This window comes from Actinospineispora spinosispora DSM 44797 (genome assembly GCF_000429025.1).
Classification (GTDB): Bacteria; Actinomycetota; Actinomycetes; order Mycobacteriales; family Pseudonocardiaceae; genus Pseudonocardia; species Pseudonocardia spinosispora.
Window position 1 is genome coordinate 507746 of the sequence record NZ_AUBB01000006.1, and the last position, 19920, is coordinate 527665.

Annotated in this window: 22 protein-coding genes and 2 pseudogenes; 11 read left to right on the forward strand and 13 right to left on the reverse strand. The window is 68.5% G+C overall.

The annotated features are described in order from the left end of the window. Positions 1 to 206: 206 nt before the first annotated feature. The 5 genes and pseudogenes from G406_RS0102535 to G406_RS0102555 all read right to left on the reverse strand — a co-directional run. A pseudogene (locus G406_RS0102535) lies at positions 207 to 449 on the reverse strand (NAD(P)/FAD-dependent oxidoreductase); the annotation flags it as partial. A gap of 103 nt (positions 450 to 552) precedes the next feature. After that, complete coding sequence (locus G406_RS0102540; RefSeq protein WP_028932579.1) at positions 553 to 2550, reverse strand: M13 family metallopeptidase; 1998 nt, start codon at positions 2548 to 2550, stop codon at positions 553 to 555. Between the two features lie 185 nt (positions 2551 to 2735). Beyond that, a complete protein-coding gene (locus G406_RS44205) occupies positions 2736 to 3167 on the reverse strand; it encodes an Asp23/Gls24 family envelope stress response protein (RefSeq protein WP_156934638.1) in 432 nt (143 codons plus the stop codon). A gap of 5 nt (positions 3168 to 3172) precedes the next feature. Beyond that, on the reverse strand, positions 3173 to 3721 hold the full coding sequence (locus G406_RS0102550) for an Asp23/Gls24 family envelope stress response protein (protein ID WP_028932580.1): 549 nt from the start codon (positions 3719 to 3721) through the stop codon (positions 3173 to 3175). Continuing rightward, positions 3712 to 4281 carry an RNA polymerase sigma factor gene (locus tag G406_RS0102555; RefSeq protein WP_037074686.1) on the reverse strand — a complete coding sequence of 190 codons (570 nt, stop codon included), beginning with the start codon at positions 4279 to 4281 and terminating at the stop codon, positions 3712 to 3714. The genes G406_RS0102550 and G406_RS0102555 overlap by 10 nt, the downstream gene beginning before the upstream one ends. Before the next feature lie 229 nt (positions 4282 to 4510). On the opposite strand from G406_RS0102555, the gene G406_RS0102560 reads away from it, so the two are divergent. Continuing rightward, positions 4511 to 4705, forward strand: coding sequence for a CsbD family protein (locus tag G406_RS0102560; RefSeq protein ID WP_028932582.1), 195 nt, complete (start codon positions 4511 to 4513; stop codon positions 4703 to 4705). 133 nt (positions 4706 to 4838) lie between these two features. Continuing rightward, a complete protein-coding gene (locus tag G406_RS57715; RefSeq protein ID WP_169736569.1) occupies positions 4839 to 4994 on the forward strand; it encodes a DUF6131 family protein in 156 nt (51 codons plus the stop codon). 80 nt (positions 4995 to 5074) lie between these two features. Here the strand turns inward: G406_RS57715 and G406_RS0102570 are convergent, their stop codons facing one another. Then, positions 5075 to 5878: an SDR family oxidoreductase gene (locus G406_RS0102570; protein WP_028932583.1), complete on the reverse strand. Its 804-nt coding sequence runs from the start codon at positions 5876 to 5878 to the stop codon at positions 5075 to 5077. 185 nt (positions 5879 to 6063) lie between these two features. Here G406_RS0102570 and G406_RS0102575 point away from each other — a divergent pair, with 185 nt between their 5' ends. Next, complete coding sequence (locus tag G406_RS0102575) at positions 6064 to 6954, forward strand: helix-turn-helix transcriptional regulator (RefSeq protein WP_028932584.1); 891 nt, start codon at positions 6064 to 6066, stop codon at positions 6952 to 6954. A 37-nt stretch (positions 6955 to 6991) separates the two neighbouring features. Here the strand turns inward: G406_RS0102575 and G406_RS44210 are convergent, their stop codons facing one another. Next, complete coding sequence (locus G406_RS44210; RefSeq protein ID WP_245606983.1) at positions 6992 to 7948, reverse strand: LysR family transcriptional regulator; 957 nt, start codon at positions 7946 to 7948, stop codon at positions 6992 to 6994. Between the two features lie 149 nt (positions 7949 to 8097). Here G406_RS44210 and G406_RS0102585 point away from each other — a divergent pair, with 149 nt between their 5' ends. Then, positions 8098 to 8505 (forward strand): hypothetical protein, encoded by a 408-nt coding sequence (locus G406_RS0102585; protein WP_028932585.1) that lies wholly within the window; start codon positions 8098 to 8100, stop codon positions 8503 to 8505. Positions 8506 to 8546: 41 nt separating this feature from the next. Next, entirely contained in the window at positions 8547 to 9398 is an 852-nt protein-coding gene (locus G406_RS0102590; RefSeq protein WP_028932586.1) for an alpha/beta fold hydrolase, read from the forward strand. A gap of 106 nt (positions 9399 to 9504) precedes the next feature. Here the strand turns inward: G406_RS0102590 and G406_RS0102595 are convergent, their stop codons facing one another. From G406_RS0102595 to G406_RS0102610, 4 genes are all read right to left on the reverse strand, one after another. After that, positions 9505 to 10095, reverse strand: coding sequence for a TetR/AcrR family transcriptional regulator C-terminal domain-containing protein (locus G406_RS0102595; protein WP_028932587.1), 591 nt, complete (start codon positions 10093 to 10095; stop codon positions 9505 to 9507). 68 nt (positions 10096 to 10163) lie between these two features. Beyond that, complete coding sequence (locus G406_RS0102600; protein ID WP_028932588.1) at positions 10164 to 10979, reverse strand: SDR family NAD(P)-dependent oxidoreductase; 816 nt, start codon at positions 10977 to 10979, stop codon at positions 10164 to 10166. Positions 10980 to 10990: 11 nt separating this feature from the next. Next, positions 10991 to 11407, reverse strand: coding sequence for a RidA family protein (locus G406_RS0102605; RefSeq protein WP_028932589.1), 417 nt, complete (start codon positions 11405 to 11407; stop codon positions 10991 to 10993). Beyond that, a complete protein-coding gene (locus tag G406_RS0102610) occupies positions 11404 to 12630 on the reverse strand; it encodes an FAD-dependent monooxygenase (RefSeq protein ID WP_028932590.1) in 1227 nt (408 codons plus the stop codon). Before G406_RS0102610 ends, G406_RS0102605 begins: the two co-directional genes overlap by 4 nt. A 182-nt stretch (positions 12631 to 12812) precedes the next feature. On the opposite strand from G406_RS0102610, the gene G406_RS55400 reads away from it, so the two are divergent. The 6 genes and pseudogenes from G406_RS55400 (at position 12813) to G406_RS0102650 (ending at position 19272) form a co-directional block, all read left to right on the forward strand. Next, entirely contained in the window at positions 12813 to 13709 is an 897-nt protein-coding gene (locus G406_RS55400; RefSeq protein WP_051341359.1) for a MarR family winged helix-turn-helix transcriptional regulator, read from the forward strand. Positions 13710 to 13851: 142 nt separating this feature from the next. Then, positions 13852 to 14478 carry a 2Fe-2S iron-sulfur cluster-binding protein gene (locus G406_RS0102625; protein WP_084215746.1) on the forward strand — a complete coding sequence of 209 codons (627 nt, stop codon included), beginning with the start codon at positions 13852 to 13854 and terminating at the stop codon, positions 14476 to 14478. Continuing rightward, positions 14475 to 15458, forward strand: coding sequence for an FAD binding domain-containing protein (locus tag G406_RS0102630; protein ID WP_028932592.1), 984 nt, complete (start codon positions 14475 to 14477; stop codon positions 15456 to 15458). The genes G406_RS0102625 and G406_RS0102630 overlap by 4 nt, the downstream gene beginning before the upstream one ends. Beyond that, entirely contained in the window at positions 15455 to 17611 is a 2157-nt protein-coding gene (locus G406_RS0102635; RefSeq protein ID WP_028932593.1) for a xanthine dehydrogenase family protein molybdopterin-binding subunit, read from the forward strand. Before G406_RS0102630 ends, G406_RS0102635 begins: the two co-directional genes overlap by 4 nt. 18 nt (positions 17612 to 17629) lie before the next feature. After that, a pseudogene (locus G406_RS55405) lies at positions 17630 to 18501 on the forward strand (TIGR00366 family protein). A 120-nt stretch (positions 18502 to 18621) separates the two neighbouring features. Beyond that, the gene (locus tag G406_RS0102650; RefSeq protein ID WP_245606984.1) at positions 18622 to 19272 is read left to right on the forward strand and encodes a TMEM175 family protein; all 651 of its coding nucleotides are present in this window, start codon (positions 18622 to 18624) and stop codon (positions 19270 to 19272) included. A 29-nt stretch (positions 19273 to 19301) separates the two neighbouring features. Here G406_RS0102650 and G406_RS59620 read toward each other — a convergent pair whose 3' ends face one another. Together G406_RS59620 and G406_RS59625 are read right to left on the reverse strand one after the other, a co-directional pair. Further along, positions 19302 to 19427 carry a hypothetical protein gene (locus tag G406_RS59620; protein ID WP_425414557.1) on the reverse strand — a complete coding sequence of 42 codons (126 nt, stop codon included), beginning with the start codon at positions 19425 to 19427 and terminating at the stop codon, positions 19302 to 19304. Positions 19428 to 19478: 51 nt separating this feature from the next. Then, positions 19479 to 19733, reverse strand: a complete 255-nt coding sequence (locus tag G406_RS59625) for a hypothetical protein (protein WP_037074688.1) — start codon at positions 19731 to 19733, stop codon at positions 19479 to 19481. Between the last annotated feature and the right edge of the window lie 187 nt (positions 19734 to 19920).

A 19920-nucleotide genomic window follows, 5' to 3' on the forward strand; every position in this document is an offset into this window, starting at 1 on the left:
TTCCCAATACCTGACCCGCTAATCCGAGCCGGCAGGACAGCGCCGGGAGAGTGTCGAAGCCGACATCGGGGGCCGGCTCGGCGGTCGGTACTCGGCCCGGTCGAGCACCCCGGGTGTCGATCAGATACCGGTGGGCTGTTCCGTCGGTAGCGTTACCCACGGGCGCACCATCCCCGCTGTCGGCGGACCGGCCAGGTGAGCGGGTCCTACCGGTACAGACGGCGGTGAGCGGCGCGGATCACGCCGCGATACACCGGGCCCGCCCATCCGTCGGCGGCCAGAGCGGCCCGGGCGGCGTTGACGCCGCAGGCGCCGTGTACCGCTCCGCCCGGATGGGCTGAGGCGCCGGCCAGGAACAGTCGATCGATCGGGGTGTCGGCACGTCCCAGTCCCGGCGTCGGGCGGAAGAACAGCTGCTGGTGCATTGCCGCCGTCCCGCCGTTGATCGCGGTCACGATGGCACGGAGCGATTCTTCCTGGTCATGAGTCGGACCTGGGCATCCTTCGACCTGGTCGAGGAAAGCGTCACCAGAGTCCGCTCGATGGTGATCGTCACCAGATTCGAACCCGTTGTGTTTCGGGGGTGAACAGTGCATCCGTCTCCGTCACGTCGAATGCGTCGTGGAATGCGTCGAGGTTGGTCGCCACGGCGTTGCACCGCAGGTCCGGGGGTGCGTGCGGGTCGCTGGCCAGGCGGCGGATCGCCTCGGCCTCCCTGGTCTTGGCTCGCCACACTCCGGCGTAGGCGAAGAAGACCCGCTGCTCACCGGTGAGGCCGTCGAGGACCGGGGGCTGCGCCGCGCCGGTTCTCGTCACCGCGAGGCGGTAGGCCCGTAACGCGATGATCATGCCGCCGAGGTCGCCGATGTTCTCCCCGAGCGTGAGGGCACCGTTCACGGTGTGTCCGGGCAGGCCGGCGGGAGACAGCGAGTCGAACTGGGCGCGCAGGGCCTCGGCGCGGCGTTCGAACTCCGCCCGGTCGGCCGGCTCCCACCAGTCGACCAGGTTGCCTTCGCCGTCGTACTGGGAGCCCTGGTCATCGAACCCGTGTCCGATCTCGTGGCCGATGGTCGAACCGATGCCGCCGTAGTTGGCTGCGTCGTCGGCGCCGGGGTCGAACAGTGGGGGCCGTAGGACCGCGGCCGGGAACACCACCTCGTTGAGCCGCGGGTTGTAGAACGCGTTGACGGTCTGCGGGGTCGTGAGCCACTCGTCCCGGTCGACCGGTCGGCCGACCTTGGCCAGGTCGTGGCCGGTGCGCCAGGCGCCGGCCCGGCGGACGTTGCCCAACAGGTCGTCCGCGCGGATGTCCAGGCTCGAGTAGTCCTTCCACCGGTCCGGGTATCCGATCTTGGCGGTGAGCCGACCCAGTTTGTCCAGCGCTCGCCGACGGGTCTCATCACCCATCCAGTCCAGGTCGGACAGACTCCGGCGGAAGGCCTCGACCAGGTTCTCCACCAGATCGAGGGCACGTGCCCGTGCCGAAGCGGAGAAGTGCCGGGCCACGTACAGCCGCCCGACGGCGTCGCCCAGCACCGCGTCGAGCAGGCCCAGCCCGCGCCTCCACCGCTCGGGCTGGTCAGGGACACCCGACATGACGCGGCCGTGGAAGTCGAAGTCGGCACCGGCCAGGTCCCGCCCCAGATACTGCGCACACGCGGACACGAGCCGCATGGTCAGCCACGCCTTCCACTGCTCCAGCGGGCGCTCGGTCCACAGTCGGCCGACCTCGGCCAGGAAACCCGGCTGGCCGACCACCACCTCGGCGACGACCTTCTCCTCGACGCCCAATCCACCCAGCCACGCCGTCCAGTCGAAGCCCGGGGCCTGCGCGCGCAGCTCGGCCCACGTCATGAGGTTGTTGACCTTCTCCGGGTCACGAACACTCACCGGGTCCATCCACGCGCGCGACAGAGCGGTCTCCAGGTCGAGCACGGATGCCGCGAGGGCCTCCGGATCCGGCAGCTCGACCAGCTCGGCCAGGCGAACCAGATGCTCGCGGTACCGGTCGAGAACGCCGGCGTCGCCCTCGTCCGAGTAGTAGGACCCGTCGGGCAAGCCCAGGCCGGCCTGGGACAGGTGCACCAGGGGCCTGGACGAGTCACGGACGTAGGTGGCAACCGACGCCCAGACCAGACCGACGAGACCTTCTCGCTGACGCCGACCCAGCACCTCGGCCAGCGCGGCTCGATCGGACGCCTCGGCGATCTCGTCCATCAGCGGCCGCACCGGATCGGTTCCGCTGGCCTCGATGGCATCGGTGTCGAGAAAGGACGTGTACAGGTCGCCGACGCGGCGGTCGTCGCCACCCGGCGCCGAACCGCCCTGGCCCCCGCCATCGGCCAACTCCACGACGATCGCCCGCACGTCGGCTTCCGCATCGTCACGCAGCGAACGCAACATGCCGTGCTGGGCACGGTCGTCGGGGATGTCCTCGGTGGCCAACCACCCGCCGTTGACATGACCGAAGAGGTCGTCCTGGGCACGCGTGGCGGAATCGACCCAACGCAGGTCCAACCCCGAGCGGACACCGTCGGCCGACGCGCTCACAGCATCGACCCATCGCACGTCCCGATACCTACGTCCCGCAAGATGACCGCCAATCGCCGCGGCCCAGCCAGGACCGGTCGAGAACCCCGACACCGGTCACGTACCCCGGACGTCGGGATCGAAGCGCGAATCACGTCGGCGTTTCCCGAGTGCGTCGAGGACGCGAGCGTCAGGGGGTGTCCCTCTCACGCCAGGATCGACGTGAGGTCGATGTCCGTGACTCGGACCGTGACCGTGGTGACGGTCAGCCCGGTAGCGGCGGCGACGGCGGCCGGGACCGCTCGCTGGACCGCGTCGGCGACCGCGGTGGCCTGGTAGCCGCCGTGCAGGACCAGCGCGATCTCCACCGCCACGGTGTCGCCGTCCACGGTGGCGTCGACGCCCGCCGTGTCCGGGTAGGCCTTGCCCGTGGCGCGCTCCCACATCTGCTGGCTCAGCTGGTGGACCAACCCCCAGATGCGAGGCTGAAGGCGCACCACACCCGCGGTCGCCCGGACGGCGGTCGCGGCCGCCGCGGCCGCCGCGACCTCCGAGTTGTCGTGCGCGGTCGCTGCTGTGAACTCGTTCGCGTCGTCGGGCCTCGGCGGGTGCGAGAGGTCGGGAGATTCGTCGCTCATGCCGATCACCTGTGCCAGAGATCGACCACGTCGATGTCGACGACACCGGCGCGGAGCCCGATGTTGGCGGACATGACCGCCATGACGCGGGTGCGGACCTCGGCGACGAGCGCCTCCATCGCACTGCCGTAGCGCAGCGACACCGACATCTCGACGCGGACCGTGCCCACCCGGTCGGTCGACACGATGCCGCAGTGCCGTGCGCGCACTCCTGGCACAGCGTCCGCCGCGAAGCGCAGCAGGCTCGCCACCGCGCGCGTCGAGATCTCCGCGTTCCCCAGTTCGGTCGGCAGTGCCACCACCTCGCCACGGCGCGCCTCGGCGCGTACGGCGGTCATGATCCGATCGAGCAGTCCGACCGGTGGTTCCTCGGGATCGGCGAGCAGTGTCCGAGTTGCGTCGTGGAGCGCCTGGATGCCCCGCAGGGCCGTGGTGCAATGCGGACAGTCCCGCGTATGTGAGCTCGGCACACCGGTGTCGAGCTCGTCGAGGAGCTCCTCGATGTCACGTGTGCACGGAAGCCGGTGACGCGCGCGGGTGTGCTCTAGTGCCATGGGGACATCAACTCCGCTAGCTGGATGCGCGCTCGGGACAGTCTGCCTCGGACCGAAGCCGGGGTGGTGTCGACGATGCGGGCGATCTCCTCATAGGACCGACCGTGGGCTTCGCGCAGCAACCACACAACTCGCTGTTGAGCGGTCAGCCGTCCCAACGCCTCGGACAACGCCGCGAGCTGAGCCATGTTCTGTGCCGAGCTCTGCGGATCCCGCCCCGCCACCGTCATCCACGCGGGTTCTCCTCGCGACTGCTCCTCGTCCAGTGCCTCGGTCGGGCGACGCTTGCGCAGCACAGTCAGACACCGGTTCGTGGCGGTGGTGTAGAGCCAACCGGAGAACGCCGCTTCCCGGTGAATCTCCGGGAGCCGCCGCCACGCGGTCAGAAAGACCTCCTGGGTGATGTCTTCCGCATCACCGCGATCGCGGGTCATCCGCAACGCCAGCTGGTAGATCCGCTTCTGGTAGCGCGTCACCAGCGCCTCGAACGCGGTCAGATCACCTTCGCGGGCGCGCACCACCAAGGTCTCGTCGTCGATCGCCGTCGCCGTCAGCACCATGGTGCTGCCCGACCCGGCGTCTGGCTGAGACACCCATCGCCTCCTAGAGGAATCGCTTTCCGCCATCGGGTCAGACGCCGGCGACGGAGAATTCGTCACGGGCCGAACAGGGCAGGACGCACGTGGGCTCCATCACTCACCGGCCGCGTGACGTTTCCCGTCCAGGTCGCGTCTGACCCGGTGAGCACCCACAACGGTGGGCTGCCGGACACACGAAAGGCGACACATCATGGGACTCGGGGACAAGATTTCCAACAAGACCGAAGAGCTCAAAGGCAAGACCAAGGAGACCACCGGAAAGGCCACCGGTAACGAGGAGCTCGAAGCCGAAGGCAAGGTCGATCAAGGCAAGTCCGGTATCAAGCAGGCCGGTGAAAACGTCAAGGACGCTGCCAAGGACCTCAAGAACACATTCAAGAAATAAGTAGCCGGCCACGTTCGAGGTGGCGTTGTCATACCGCGCGGTGCAGCATGACAACGCCACCTCTCGGGCCTCATCCGGACGCCGGGAACACGTAGCTTCCGGGCGTCGCAAGTCTTGGCCTCAAGGAGAAATGATGATCGTCCTCGGAGTTGTCCTGCTCCTGATCGGCTGGCTCACCGGAATCTCGATCCTGTACACGGTCGGAGCAATCCTGCTCGTCGTAGGCCTCGTCCTGTTGCTGCTCGGTTCGGTCGGGCGCGGTGTCGGTGGCCGTCGCTGGTACTTCTAGCTCCTGACCCGACCCACCCTGACCAGCTCTGTGTCGGGTACCTCGCGTGCCCGACACAGAGCACGTCCTCGCGTCGACGCCTAGGTGCCTGATGCGGTCGTGGCGATGCCGCCGTCGACCGGGATGACGGTGCCGGTGAGGTAGGACGCGGCCCGGCTGGCGAGGAACACGGCGATACCGGCCATGTCGTCGTCGCGGCCGAGCCGGCGCAGTGGCGCCTTCGCCGCGATCGTGTCGCCGATGGCATCGAGGGTGGAGGCCATCATCTGCGACGGGAACGGTCCTGGGGCTACCGCGTTCACGGTGACGTGTTGTGGGCCCAGTTCTCTGGCGAGCACTCTGGTGAGTTGATGGAGTGCCGCTTTGCTGCTGGCGTAGGAGTAGTTGGGCGACTGGGCGACGTGGATGGCGGCGATACTGCCGATGTTGATGATCCGCGCGGGATCGTCGGCGGTGCCCGCCGAGCGGAGTGCGGGCAGCAGCGCCTGCACCAGCCAGAACGGCGACTTGAGGTTGAGGTCGATCACCGTGTCCCAGGCCTCGTCGGGGAACGTCTCCAGCGGCTCGCGCCACATCACCCCGGCGTTGTTGACGAGGATGTCCAGGCGTTCCGAGCCGCTCGTGACCAGATCGGCGAGACGCCGGCATTCGTCGTGCCTGGACAGGTCGGCGGGGATCGCCTGCACGTCGCCGAACCCGGACAGCAGATGCTGTGCCTCCGCGCACGTGTCTGCCTTGCGTGAGCTGATGACGACGCGGGCACCCGCCCGCAGAAGGCCGCGCGCGATCATCAACCCGATTCCCCTGGTGCCGCCGGTGACAAGTGCGTACTTCCCACTCAGATCGAAAAGATCCGCGTGAGTGGTGAACTCGGTGTCCGTCATTGGTCTTCGATCCTTCTCTCCCGGAGGCATGCGGTGACTCGGTCACGCGTCCGGTGCGGCTGAATTGAGCTGATTACCGGAGGGCTCCAACAGGTTGACCGGCGTTGTGGGCGTGTGGGAGACCCTGGTGAGAGAGGTACCGACAGAACCTCCCTCCGTGTGCGGACACGGCCTACGGTGATGAGGTGGCCACGATCGATCCGCGCGCTGAGATCAAGGAATTCCTGAGTTCACGTCGCGCGCGGATCACGCCCGAGCGAGCCGGACTGCCCGCCTACGGCGGCAACCGCCGGGTCACAGGCCTGCGTCGGGAAGAGGTGGCTCTCCTGGCGGGGGTGTCGGTCGACTACTACGTGCGTATGGAACGCGGCAGCCTCACCGGCGCCTCGGACGGGGTGCTCGACGCGGTCGCCTCCGCCTTGCAGCTCGACGAGGCCGAGCGCGATCACCTGTTCCACCTCGCGCGGCAGTCCAGGACCCCCAGCGGGCCGCGCCGCCGTCGACCCTCGGTGACGGTGCGTCCGGCGCTTCAGCAGGTGCTCGATGCCATCACCGATGCACCGGCCTGGATCTGCAACGGGCGTTACGACGTGCTGGCCCTGAACCGGCTCGCTGGCGCGCTGTATTCACCGGTGCTCGCCGAGACGCGACGGCCGGCGAACACCGCACGGTTCGTGTATCTGCACTCCGAAGCGGCACGAACGTTCTTCGTCGACTATGACCAGATCGCCTGTGACGTGGCCGCGAAGCTACGCATGGAAGCCGGCCGAAATCCGCACGACAAGGGCCTGATCGCCCTGGTCGGTGAACTGTCGACGAGCAGTGAGCTGTTTCGGCGGCGGTGGGCCTCACAGGACGTTCGGCTCCACCGGTCCGGACGCAAGCGTCTGCACCATCCGGTGGTGGGCCGGCTCGACCTGGACGTCGAGTCGATGGAGCTGCCTGCCGAACCCGGCCTGCTCCTGAACGTCTACACCGCGCCTGCCGGCACGGCGACCGCGGACGGTCTCGCCCTCTTGGCGTCGTGGGCGGCCAGCCAGGACGAGCCGGCGACCGACACTCGAGATCTCAGCTGATCTGCCGAACTTTTCGGTAGGTGTCAGGTCCTCACCGTCAGCTGATCGCACTGTGAGCAGAACTCGGCAGGTCGGGTTCCGGCACACAGTCCGGGACCAGGTTGACAGCGGCCAGCTGGCGGGCGGTCTGGACAAACGCACGCACCAGTGGCGAGTTCATGTCCCGACGCCAGGCGATGGACACCGTCGATCCGGGCAACGACGGTGCCGGGATGAAGGTCAGCCCGGGCCGGTCGTAGAAACGTTTGGTCGAGGACTGGGTGAACGCCATGCCGCGCCCGGCAAGGATCGCCTCGAAACACTCGTCGACGCCACCGACCTCGGCGCCGATCCGCACCGGGTACCCGTCCCGCTGGTCGGTCGCCAGCCAGAAGTCCCGCCAGTGCTCGGGCGCCTTGCGAGCCACGAACGGCTGGTCCGCGAGCTGGTCAACGCTGACGGAGGGAAACACCGCCACCGGGGAGTCCTGGGACACCACCAGCATCCGGGTCTCGGTGAACAGGGTCGCCAGACCGAGCCAGTCCTGCATCAGCAACGGCAACCGGACAAAGGCGACGTCCACCTCGCCCTCCGCCAGACCGAGGTAGGGGTCCGCGAAGTCGTGCGCGCGCATCTCGACCTGAGCGGCCGGGAACTGTGCGCGGAAGGCGGCGAGGATCCTCGGGGTGAGCTCGGCGGCGGCGTTGGCCTGGAAACCGACGATCAGCCCACCTCGCGTACCCCGCCCGGCCTCCCGGGTGCGGATCGCGACCTGTTCCGCGTCGGCAAGCAGCCTGCGGGCCTCCCCCAGGAGCACCGAACCGGCCGCGGTGAGCTCGACGTGCCGGCTGGTGCGCAGCAGCAATGTGGTGCCGAGCGTGTGCTCGAGCTTGCGAATCTGCACGCTCAGTGACGGCTGCGCGATGTGCAGCCGGGCCGCCGCCCGGCCGAAATGCAGCTCCTCGGCCACCGCTACGAAATAGCGCATCACGCGCAGATCCAACGTTGGCGGCACGTGCGTGATGTTAGTCGTCAGCTATTCGGCCGCACCAATGCTTGCTTCCTATCGATCGGTGGCCAACGGGTATTGGACCCATTCCCCACGCGAGCGGTCAAATGTCTGGCGATCCACAACGTCACACCGCTCGAGGAGGAGCCGCTGTCATGACAGTGACCAGCCCGACACTCTCCGCCGCCGACTGGGCGCGCGCGTTCACCGACGCGACGAACAATGACCGGGAGATTCAAGCGCACGGGAAGTACTTCACCTGCTCGTACCTGCTCGACATGGCTGACCACACGTTTGTCGTGCGCCTGGTGTCCGGCCAGGTCACCGACCTCGCGGTCGACCCGGGCCCGCTGGACGTGCCGTACCAGTTCGCCATCCGGGCCAGCGCGGACACCTGGCGCAACTTCGGCACGCCAGTACCGGCACCGATGTACCACGGCATCTGGGCGGCCAGCTTCCAGCGGGACATGAAGCTCGAGGGCGACGTACTGGTGCTCATGCAGAACCTGCGCTGCCTCACTCGGCAGATCGAGCTGCTGCGCAGCGTCGGCGTCCCGGTCTGAACCGACGAACCCCGTATCCGCAACAGACGAGGAGACACATCATGGCCAGGGTTTCACCGGTCACCGGCCGGTACGTCTACGTCGAGGTGGATGGCCTCGAGTACAAGGTGTTCTACCTGGAGAACGGCACCGGGCAACCGTTGGTGTGCCAGCACACCGCCGGCTGCCACAACCACCAGTGGCGCGGGCTCCTCGAAGACGAGGACATCACCGCCAACCATCGGGTCATCGCCTACGACCTGCCCCGGCACGGCAAATCCGATCCGCCGGAGAACAGTGAGTGGTGGACCGAGGAGTACAAGCTCACCGCCGATCACTACGCCAACTTCATCGTCGCGTTGTGTGATGCACTGGAGCTGGAGGAGCCGATCTTCATGGGCTCCTCGTTCGGCGGCAACATCGCGTTGCAGCTGGCCTACCGATTCCCCGAGCGCTTCGCCGGAGTCATTCCGGTCGAGGGTGCGGACTACTCCCCCGGTTTCTACCTGGACTGGTGGCACCATCCGCACGCCAACGCCGCGCAGGTGTGCGGGAGCGGGGTATGGGACCTGATGGCCCCGCAGTCCCCCGATGCGGACCGTTGGAAGACCTGGTTCTACTACACCCAGGGGTCCGAGGCGTTCAAGGGTGACCTGCACTTCTACTCGGTCGACCACGATCTGCGCGGCAAGCTCGGCGAGATCGACGGCGAGAGCTGCCCGGTCGTCATGCTCACGGGCGAGTACGACTACCTCACCACTCCGGAGGACGGCCGGCGGACCGCGGCCGCGATCAAGAACGCCGCGTTCATCGAGATGAAGGAGATCGGTCACTTCCCGATGAGCGAGAACTACCCGGCGTTCCGAACCTACCTGCGCCAAGCCCTCGACACGCTCTCCAACGCCGGCCGGTAACGCCCGCGGTGTTCGCAATGACCTGGAACGCTCCGCTGACCTGGCGGCAGGGTCAGCGGAGCGTTCCAGGTCATCGCACGGTCCGGCACTCCGACGACCGGGAGCCTCAGGCGAGGTTCAGTAGCCGGTCGACGCCGTAGTCGAAGCGGGCGTCGAAGGTGTCCGCGACCATCAGTTCCTCGCCGACCTCGGCGAGTGCCGGATACGCCCCGGACCGGAAGAGCTCGTGCACGTGGTCGCCGGGCTTGTCGGAGGGAGTTTGCTGCTCCTGGGTGAGGCCGAGGGTGAGGTACACGAGCGACCAGCACAGCCGTGCCGCGTCGCTCTCCGGGTAGCCCGCCGCGAGCAGGGCGGCGACGATCGCGTTCGCGACGCGGAGGGTCTTGCCCGTGCCGGTGAAGGTGCCGGCGACGAGCCTGCCGCCGTCACGGTGGTGCAGCAACGCGGCCCGGTAGCGACCGGCAATGGTGCGGACCTGCTGGATCGGGTCGGCCGGCAGGTCGTCGACGTCGACGGTGCCGATGATGGTGTCCGCCATCGTCTCGATCAGCGACTGCTTCGTCTTGACGTGCCAGCTCACCGAGTTGAGGTGGGCGCCGAGGGTCCGAGCGACCCCGCGCAGGGACAGCCGCTCGAGCCCCTCGGCCTCGAGAGTGGCGAACGCGGCCTCGATCACGTCGTCCTGCGTCCACCGCATCCCGTTGCACCCCAGTCCTATCGCTCCAGAAACTTGGTCATCGTACAAGTCGTCGATGCGTGACCGGGTCAGGCCCCGAAGGCCGCCTGCGAGACCTCGTCCCAGCGCTCCCACTCCTCGATCCGCGCCGCGTACTCCTTCCTCATCAACGGCAACGGGCCCTGACCGAAGAAGATCCGCAACGGCGGCTCGTCGGCGTCGACCAGGGTCAGGATCGCCTCGCGGGTCGCGGACGGGTCGCCACGCTTCGCCGAGGGCCGGGCCATGGCGGCGCGGAACTCGTCATAGGCGTCGCCGCGCTGAGCGTGCACGGCCGAGGGACCTGCCCAGTCGGTGGCGTATCCGGCCGGCTCGACCAGGGTGACCTTGATACCGAAGGCCTTCACCTCGGCGGCGAGGCTGGCGGTGAACCCCTCCAACCCGAACTTGGACGCGTGGTACACCCCGAGCCCCGGCAGGGAGAACACCCCGGCGATGGAGGACACCTGAACGATGTGGCCGCCGCCCTGGGCACGCATCAACGGGAGTGCGGCCTGGGTGACCCACAGCGGACCGAACAGGTTGACCTCGACCTGGTCGCGGGCCTGCTGCTCGGTCACCTCCTCGACCATGCCGAACAGGCCGTAGCCTGCGTTGTTGACCACCACGTCGAGCCGGCCGAAGTGCTGCGCGGCCCGCCGCACGGCAACGGTGACGGCGACGCGGTCGGTGACGTTCGCCTGGATCGGCAGGATGGCGTCGCCGTGCACCGCCACCAGGTCGTCGAATGCACCGGCGGTACGACTGAGCGCGGCGACGCGGTCGCCTCGGCCGAGGGCGGCCTCGGTCCACTCGCGGCCGAAGCCCTTCGACGCTCCGGTGATGAGCCAGGTCTTGCTGGACATGTCTGATCTCCTCAGGTGTGTTGCGGGATGACGGCGATTCCGTCGATCTCGATGAGCCATTCCGGTCGGCCGAGGGCCTGCACGCCGAGCAACGTGCTGGCGGTGCGGGGCCAGTCGCCGTTGAACGCGCGGCGGCCGGCGGCGAAGATCGGCCCGACCAGGCCGGGGTGGTGGCCGACCACGTGGACGGTGTTCTTGAGCAGGTCGCCCGGCCCGCAGCCGGCCGCCGCCAGGGCGCGGGCCAGGTTGCGAAACGCCTGCTCGGCCTGGGTTTCGTGGTCACCGGGACCGACCAGCACTCCGTCGGCGTCGACAGCGATCTGCCCGGCGATGGCCACGATGCCCGAGGCACGGTCGATCGCTACGTGGTGATAGACGTCGCTGACCGGGGGTGACAGTCCCGGCGGGTCGAGGCGCTCGATGGTCACGGCCGCTCCCCGGACCGGGCGACCTCGAACGCCGAGTAGCCGGGCAGCGGGAACCCGTTCGACATCCGGACCTGGTCGCGCAGCAGCAGCGAGCCACCCGGCAGAAGTCCCATCGCCTGCACCGCGCGGCGGCGGAACTCGATACCGAGGGCGGTCCTCGGCGTCATCATCGCGCCGTTTCCCTGCCCGAAACCCTGGATCCGGGTGATCCACGGCCGGAGCCTGTGCTCGTAGGCCCTCAGCCCGGCGACGACATCCCCGCCGGCGCGGGCCAGTTCCCCGGCCAGCACGTAGGCGCCGACCAGGGCGATGCTGGTGCCGTGCCCGGACAGCGGCGACGCGCAGAACGCGGCGTCCCCGACCAGCCCGACCCGGCCCACCGACCAGTGCGGCAGCTGTACCTGGCTGCACGAGTCGAAGTAGAAGTCGGGTGCGTCGTCCAGCTGCGCGACCAGCCGCTCGGCGTGCCAGCCCATGCCCGCCGCGCGGGAGCGCACGACGGCCTTCAGCGCGCCGAGGTCGCGGTGGTCGAAGACGAACGGCGCGGATCGGAAGGAGAAGAACGCCATGACCGCGCTGTTGTCCCGGATCGCCCGCGCGCCGAGGGTGCGGCCCGGTTCGGAGTACACCTCGGTCCAGTCCCGCAGTCCCGGTGTGTTGTCCGCGGTCCAGAAGGACAGATAGGTGTCGAGGTGACGCAACCGCGTCTGCTCCGGCGCGAACACCAGGCTGCGCACCCCCGAGTGCAGCCCGTCAGCGCCGACGACCAGGTCGAACGACTGACCGGGCCGGTGCGCGAAGTCGACGCACACGCCGTCGGGCCGTTGCCGGATGCCGGAGATGTGGTCTCCGAACACATAGTCGGCCACATCGCGGGTCGCCTCGTGGAAGATTTCCGACAGCACCCCCCGCAGGATCTCGATCTCGGTCACCGGCCCGTCGCCGCCGAAGCCCGCCACACCCATCGAGGCCAGCCGCCGCCCGGCGGAGTCGACGAAGGACAGCCCGTCCGCCCCGGTCCGCGCCGCGCGAATCGGCTCCGTGAGCCCGGCCTCGGCGATCACCTGGCGGGCGACGCCCCGGATGTCCACGAGCTGGCCACCGGTGCGTAGCGCCGGCGCGGACTCCACGACCGTCACGTCCGCGCCGTAGCGCGCCAACCAGTACGCCAGCGCGGGACCGGCTATGCCCGCCCCGGAAACCAACACCTTTGTGCCCAGCATGCACCCCTCCTTCCGACTGACTTGGTCGGCGACCAAGTTCGACGCCCAGTTAACTTGGTCAGCGACCAAGTTTCAACCGAAGCCTCTGTGAGCGCCGTCATACTGGAAGTGCCGCACCACACTCGCGCAGACAAGAACTGAGAAGCGTGCTTATGGCACGCATCTACTGATAGAGTCGCGGCGTGGCTGGGTACGGGCTTCGACTGGCACTGGTACTGGAGCGACTGTTCCTGCGGAGCACGACACTGGGAATGCACGGCTCGGACGACCTCGACGAGCGGTCACATCAGGTGCTCGCCGGGCTGGCCCGCCTCGGCGCGCGGTCGACATCGGCACTCGGCGCCGATCTGGGCATCGACCGCTCCCGGGTCAGCCGATTGGCCTCGAGGCTCGTCGCCGCCGGGCTCGTCGCGCGTCAGGACGACGAGACCGATGGCCGCGCCGCGCTGCTCGTCCTCACCTCGGCCGGGGAAATCCTCGTCGAACAGCGTCGCCAGACGCTCGCCCGTCGCCTCGACGTGCTGACCGCACCCTGGCCCGAGGGACTCGACGCCGCGTTCGCCGACGCCGCCGGCCGCCTGGTCGCCGACCTCACACCGAGTCCCGCCACCCCACCCGAGCAACGACCCGGCGCGGACGAGCCGAGGCTCGACCCGACGGAACGCCAGGTCTTCCGCAGCGTGCTGGCGATCACCGACACCCTTCGCGGCCGGGTGGGCGCCGAGGTCCGCCCGGTCACCGGGCTCAGCGTCGCGGAGTTCCTCGTACTGAGCAGGGTGGACGAGTTCCCCGGCCACAGCTACTCCGGACTCAAGGCGCTGGCCACCAAGCTGGACTGGAGCGCGAGCCGGCTGTCCCACCAGCTCGCCCGCATGGAGTCGCGCGGGCTCGTCACCCGGGAACACGACAGCGATACCGGACACGTCCGCGTCACCGTGACCCCGGACGCGCGTGAGCTGCTGGAGAAGCACACCGCACTGCATGCCAGGGCTGTCCGACGGCACCTGCTCGCCCATCTCACCGAGGACGAGTCGGCCGTGTTCGTCCGGGTCGCCGCGCGTCTCGCCCGGTCGACCTAACCAGAAGCGTGCTAAAAGCACGCAAATCGCCCTCATTGGGCGGCAGCCAACTACTGCTCGCCAGGGTTACCTGCAAGAACGACTCTATGAGCGCGCTGTGAACCAGTTGCCACGTCAATGGCATCTGTGCATCATGGCGTCCATGACGTGTCAACCCCCGCCACGCCCCGGCCTCCCGCCATCGACATGGGAGGCCACGCGGCGGACCGTGCTCAAGGCCATGGGTACCGCCGCGGCAGCGATCGGCGTCGCCCCCATGGTCACGGCATGCTCCGACCACCGCACCCGGGCGGTGGCCACCACCGTGGACCTCACGCTCAAGATCAACGGCACCGAGCACGAGCTCACCGTCGAACCCCGCGTGACGTTGCTCGACGCACTGCGCGAGCGGCTGGGACTCACCGGCACCAAGAAGGGCTGCGATCGCGGTGAGTGCGGCGCGTGCACCGTGCTCGCGGACGACCGACGCATCAAGTCCTGCCTCACGCTGGCCGTGATGCAGGAGAACACCGCGATCACCACCGTCGAGGGCCTCGCCTCCGGCCCGGACCTGCATCCCGTCCAGGCCGCGTTCATTCGCCGCGACGCGTTCCAGTGCGGCGGGTGCACCCCAGGGCAGGTCGTCTCGGCCGTCGCCTGTATCGAGGAGAGCCACACCGGCTCGGCCGACGAGATCCGGGAGTGGATGAGCGGCAACCTGTGTCGCTGCGCGTGCTACGCCAACATCGTCGCGGCGGTCCAGGACGCCGCACAGGAGATGCGGCGGTGAAGGCCTTCGACTACGCCCGGCCGGCGACCGCCGAGGAGGCCGTCCGGCTCGTCGCGGAGCGGCCGGGCGCCTGCTTCATCGCCGGCGGCACCGACCTGCTGAACCTCATGAAGGACGGTGCCGGCACCCACGACCGCGTCGTCGACATCAACGCACTGCCGTTGGCCGACGTGGTCTCCTCGGACGGGGTGATCCGGATCGGGGCGCTGGCCAGGATGCGCGAGGTGGCCGAGCACCCCGCCGTCCGGCGTGCACTCCCGGTGGTGGCGCAGGCGCTGCTCGCCTCGGCGTCACCACAGGTCCGGAACATGGCCGCGGTCGGAGGAAACATCCTGCAACGCACCCGGTGCGGCTACTTCCGCGACGCCGGCTCGCCGTGCAACAAGCGCACACCGGGCAGCGGCTGCCCCGCGCTGGACGGCCAGAACCGCGCGCACGCCATCCTCGGCGGCAGCGACCAGTGCATCGCGGTGCACCCGTCCGACCTCGCGGTTGCCCTGCTCGCCGTCGATGCCACCATCGTGACCCAGAGTCCCACGGGTGCCCGCCGCATCCCGATGGGCGAGTTCCACCGGCTTCCCGGCAGCACACCGGAACGCGACACCGCGCTCACCCACGGGGAGCTGATCGTCGGCATCGAGGTGCCTGTCACCGCGATGGCGGCGACATCGGGCTACCTGAAGCTGCGCGACCGGACCACGTTCGAGTTCGCCGTGGTGGCCGTCGCGGCGGCGTTGGACGTACGCGGCGGCATCGTGCGCGACGCCCGGCTCACCTTCGGCGGCATCGCGACGACACCATGGCGCTCCCCCGAGGCCGAAGCGGCACTGCGCGGCCATCCCCTGTCCGACACGACGATCGCCGCCGCCGGGCGGGCCCTGGTCCGCGACGCGAGAACCCGCGAGTCGAACGCGTTCAAGGCGGACCTGGTCCAGCGGGCCCTCGACGGGCACCTGCGAGAGCTCGGAGGCATGCGATGACACACCCGGTCGGCAGGGCGATCCCCCGGGTGGACGGCGTCGCGAAGGTCACCGGCGCCGCCCGCTACGCGGCGGACCGGACGATGCCCCGCATGCTGCACGGCGCACTCGTGCTGAGCACCGTCGCGCGCGGCGTGATCACGGCGATGGACCTCTCCGCCGCGGCCGCCGCCCCGGGGGTCGTCGCCGTCTACAACCACACCAACTCGCCCCGGCTCGTACCGGGGTTCGGCGGCCCGGCACCGATGCAGGACGCCACGATCACCACCAACGGCCAGATCATCGGCTACGTCGTCGCCGAGACGCTCGAGCAGGCGCAGGACGCGGCCACCCTGGTCACGACCACCTACGGTGCCGTGCAGACGCCGAGCACGTTCATCGTGGACGCGCCCGCCGGCACCGCCCAGGTGCCCGACGACCAGGACCTCGTCGTCGGTGACCCGCAAGCCGGGCTGGCCAAGGCGGACGTCACGGTCACCGGCCGCTACACCACCCCGCCACACCACCACAACGCGATCGAGCCCCACGCGATCGTCGCGTACTGGGACGACGACCGGCTGACCGCGCACCTCAGCACGCAGGGCGTCGGCGCCAGCCAGCGCACCTTGAGCAGCGCCGTGCGGATACCGGCCGCCGACGCCCAGGTGCGCTCCGAGTACGTCGGCGGGGGCTTCGGTGGCAAGACGTCCGCGGCCGCCGGACCGTACGCGCAGTACACCGTCGCGATCTCCCGAGCGCTGCGCCGGCCGGTCAAGCTGGTGGTGCCCCGGGCGCAGCTGTACTCCATCATCGGCCAGCGGGCCGAGTACCAGGCCGACGTCACCCTCGGGGCCACCCGCGACGGCACGCTGACCTCCCTGATCCACATCGGCACCCAGCAGCAGGCCCGAGGCGCCCGCATGCTCTTCAACCCGAACCGCTCGGTCCAGCGGCTCTACCGCGTACCCAACCTGCACACCCGCGCCCAAGCGGTACCTCTCGACCTGCCGACCGCACAGTTCATGCGCGCACCCGAGCTGCCCGCGCATTTCGCGCTGGAAACCGCGCTCGACGAGCTCAGCTACGAGCTCGGCATGGACCCGGTGGACCTGCGGATCCACAACTACACCGACATCAGCCCGGACACCGGCCTGCGCTTCAGCAGCAAGTACCTGCGCGAGGCCTACGCACTCGGGCGACACGCGTTCGGCTGGGACCGCCGCAACCCACGGATCGGCGCCATGCGTGACGGCACCGACTACATCGGCTGGGGCATGGCCACGGAGATGCACGCGCACGACGGCGGTTCGGCGTCGGCGCGCGTCCGGGTCGGGACCGACGGAAACGCCGTCGCCGAGTGCGGTACCCAGGACATCGGCACCGGCACCTACACGGTCATGACACAGGTGGCGAGCGAGGCGCTGGGGATCCCTCTGCACCGGGTCGAGTTCCGGCTCGGGGACACCACCTATCCCGCCGCGCAGACCTCCGCATCCTCTGCGACGGTCCCCAGCGTCACCGGAGCCGTCGACAAAGCCGCGCGGGCCGTCCGCGACTCCGTCGTGCGGCTCGCGGTCTCCGACCCCGCCTCGCCCCTGCACGGCCTCGCCCCCGACCAGGTCGGCACCGAGCACGGCGACCTGTTCTCCCTGACCGACCGATCCCGCCAGGACAACTACCGCGACGTCGTCGCCCGGCACGGCGCCCCGGTGGAGAACACCGCGACCAGCACGAACGAGCCGGGCAACAGCTGCGGAGCCGTGTTCGTCGAGGTGCGGGTCGACCCCCGCTACGGCCGGGTCCGGGTCAGCCGCGTGGTCGGCGCCTACGACTGCGGCCGGGTGCTCAACCAACAGACGGCCCGCAGCCAGGTCATCGGCGGAATGACCTGGGGCATCGGGATCGCGTTGATGGAACACACCCTCTACGACCGGCGCACGGCACGGGTCACCAACCCGAACCTGTCCACCTACCTCATCGCGGTCAATGCCGACGTCCCCGACCTCGAGGTCCTGTTCGTCGACCGCCCCGACCCGGCGAGCACCGCGCTCGGCGCCCGAGGCTTCGGCGAATGCCCCATCACCGGGGTCCCCTCCGCCATCGGCAACGCCATCTACCACGCCACCGGACGCCGCATCCGCGACCTGCCGATCACCCAGGACAAACTGCTCTGACCACGCTCGGATTCGCGGATGAGCTGGTGTGGCTGGTTTCATGATCAGGGTCGTCAGCGAGGGACGCGGCGTGAAAGTGCCGAGAGCGCCGGAACGGGGGCTTCCCGGGAGCGCAGTGATCGAACGGCGGCGCCGAACCGGCAATCCACGCTGCTCGCCGGTGTCATCGTGGCCACGTGCGTCATCGTCGCGTTCTTCTCCGCGACTCGCCCCGGCGAATGGCTCGAATACAGTCCGTTACTCACCCTGGTCGTGGTCGCACTCACCGGCAGCTGGGCCGTTCAACAGTTCGCCGACCAGGACCCGATCGTCGCCATCTCCGGTCTCAACACCGACAACCTGCTGTTCCTCACACTCGGCTTGCTACTGCACTGGCGCCCCCGCCACTTCCTGGCCGCCGTCACCCAGGCAGTGCCCGCCATCGATGGTGTGTTGATCCAGTTCCCGTTCTACGCGGGCATTGCGGCCATCATGACCAAAGCCGTCAACCACGACGGTCACTCCCTGGCGAACTATCTCGCCTCCGCTTTCACCAGCATCAGCTCCCCGGACTGTTCCCGCTGCTCATCGGTGGTTATTCGATCATCTTGGGCTTCCTCATTCCCTCCGGCGACGGAAAATGGATCATCGAGGCACCCTATGTCATGCAATCCGCCACCGACATAGGCGTCAACCTCGGCTGGTCAGTGCAGATCTACAACGCCGCCGAGGCTCTCCCCAACCTGATCAACCCTTTCTGGATGCTGCCCCTCCCGGGCGTGCTCTCGCTCAAAGCCCGCGACATCGTCGGCTACACATTCCTCTACCTGCTGATCCTCCTACCCGTCGTCCTCGGCCTGCTCACCCTGCTCGCACCGACCATGCCCTTCCACCCGCCCACCTACCGATAGGAGACCAACGTGCGGCGAGCCAGGACAGCGGACACGACACGACCACCCATAAACTCACGCAAAGCTGGTTTCGCTTCCTCGATGGCCCGGTGTGGGGGTCGAGATTTCTGGAGAACACAGGTGACAGGCCCGTTCCGCGAACACCCGTCCGATACACCGCACTCCGCGGGCACCATTGAGTCAGACCGCTCACCTGAGCGAATAGTCTTCTTCACCGATGCGGCCGTGGCGATTGCCCTGACCTTGCTGGTGCTCCCCTTGTCCGAGCTCGTACCCGAGCTGGTCACCGAGCAGCGCCCCGCGATCGAGGCGATCACGCACAACCAGTGGAAGATTTTCAGCTTCCTGTTGAGCTTCATCGTGATCGCCAAGCTGTGGTTCGAGCATCACCGGTTGTTCGAGCAGGTCCGGGCATACAACGGCCCGCTCGTCGTGATGAATTTCTGCTGGGTTCTGACGATCGTCATCCTGCCTTTTCCGACGGAGATCGCCGGCGCCTACAGTAACGACCGATTCTCCGTGCTGTTCTATGTGGGAACGATCCTCGCCAGCACCGCATGCCAATGCGCTCTCACCATGATCGTGCGTCTGAATCCTGAAACAGCGTCCAGTTCTTCCGCCATCTCGGATCGATGGATGATCAACTCGTTGGCCAGCACTTCCGTGCTCGCGATCGCTTTCGTCGTAGCCGTCCTGTGGCCCAATCTCGGATACTATGCATTGCTACTACTGATGATTCCATCGCACTTTGCTCGATGGGTGACCAAGTGACCAGGGATCCCACACACCTGGGCCGTCGTTCAGCTGCCACTCTCGATGAGTCTTCCGGCGTGGTCGACCAGCGCTTCGACGATCTTCGGCTCCGCCACCGTCTCGACGACTTCGCCCTTGACGACGATCTGTCCCTCGCCGTTGCCGGAGGGCACACCGAGGTGTACTTCCCCTCGCCTCTCCCGGACCGTTGACCATGCAGCTCATCACCGCGATTCGCGGCAGGTGAGCGGGTCGTGATGTTCGACCGAAATCTCGAGGTCGGCGAAGCCGTGTTCCTCGGACAGCCCGCACCCCCACAATGCTGACTCGACCAGTGCGCGCGGCGTGACGCCGCCGCAGTTCGCCGGTAGCCGTGTGTCCACACCGAGCGAACGGCGGCGGCACGTCGGATCGTCGGGTCCCGCCCTCACCGGGTCGGATCGCATGATCGCCACCGCCACCGGAATCTCGGTGGGCATCGTCGCCAAGGTACGCGCGCGTTCAGGTGTCCACAGTGAGCAGCCGGCGACCAGAATCGGCACGGGCGGTCGGCACCGCCCTGTGGCGAACTCGGCGCGTCACGAGCGGGTGCGGCAGCTGGTGCAGGGAGAACCCCACGGCCTCGATCCGCGCCATCGCCCGGAAGGCGGGAGTCTCGCCGTCGAC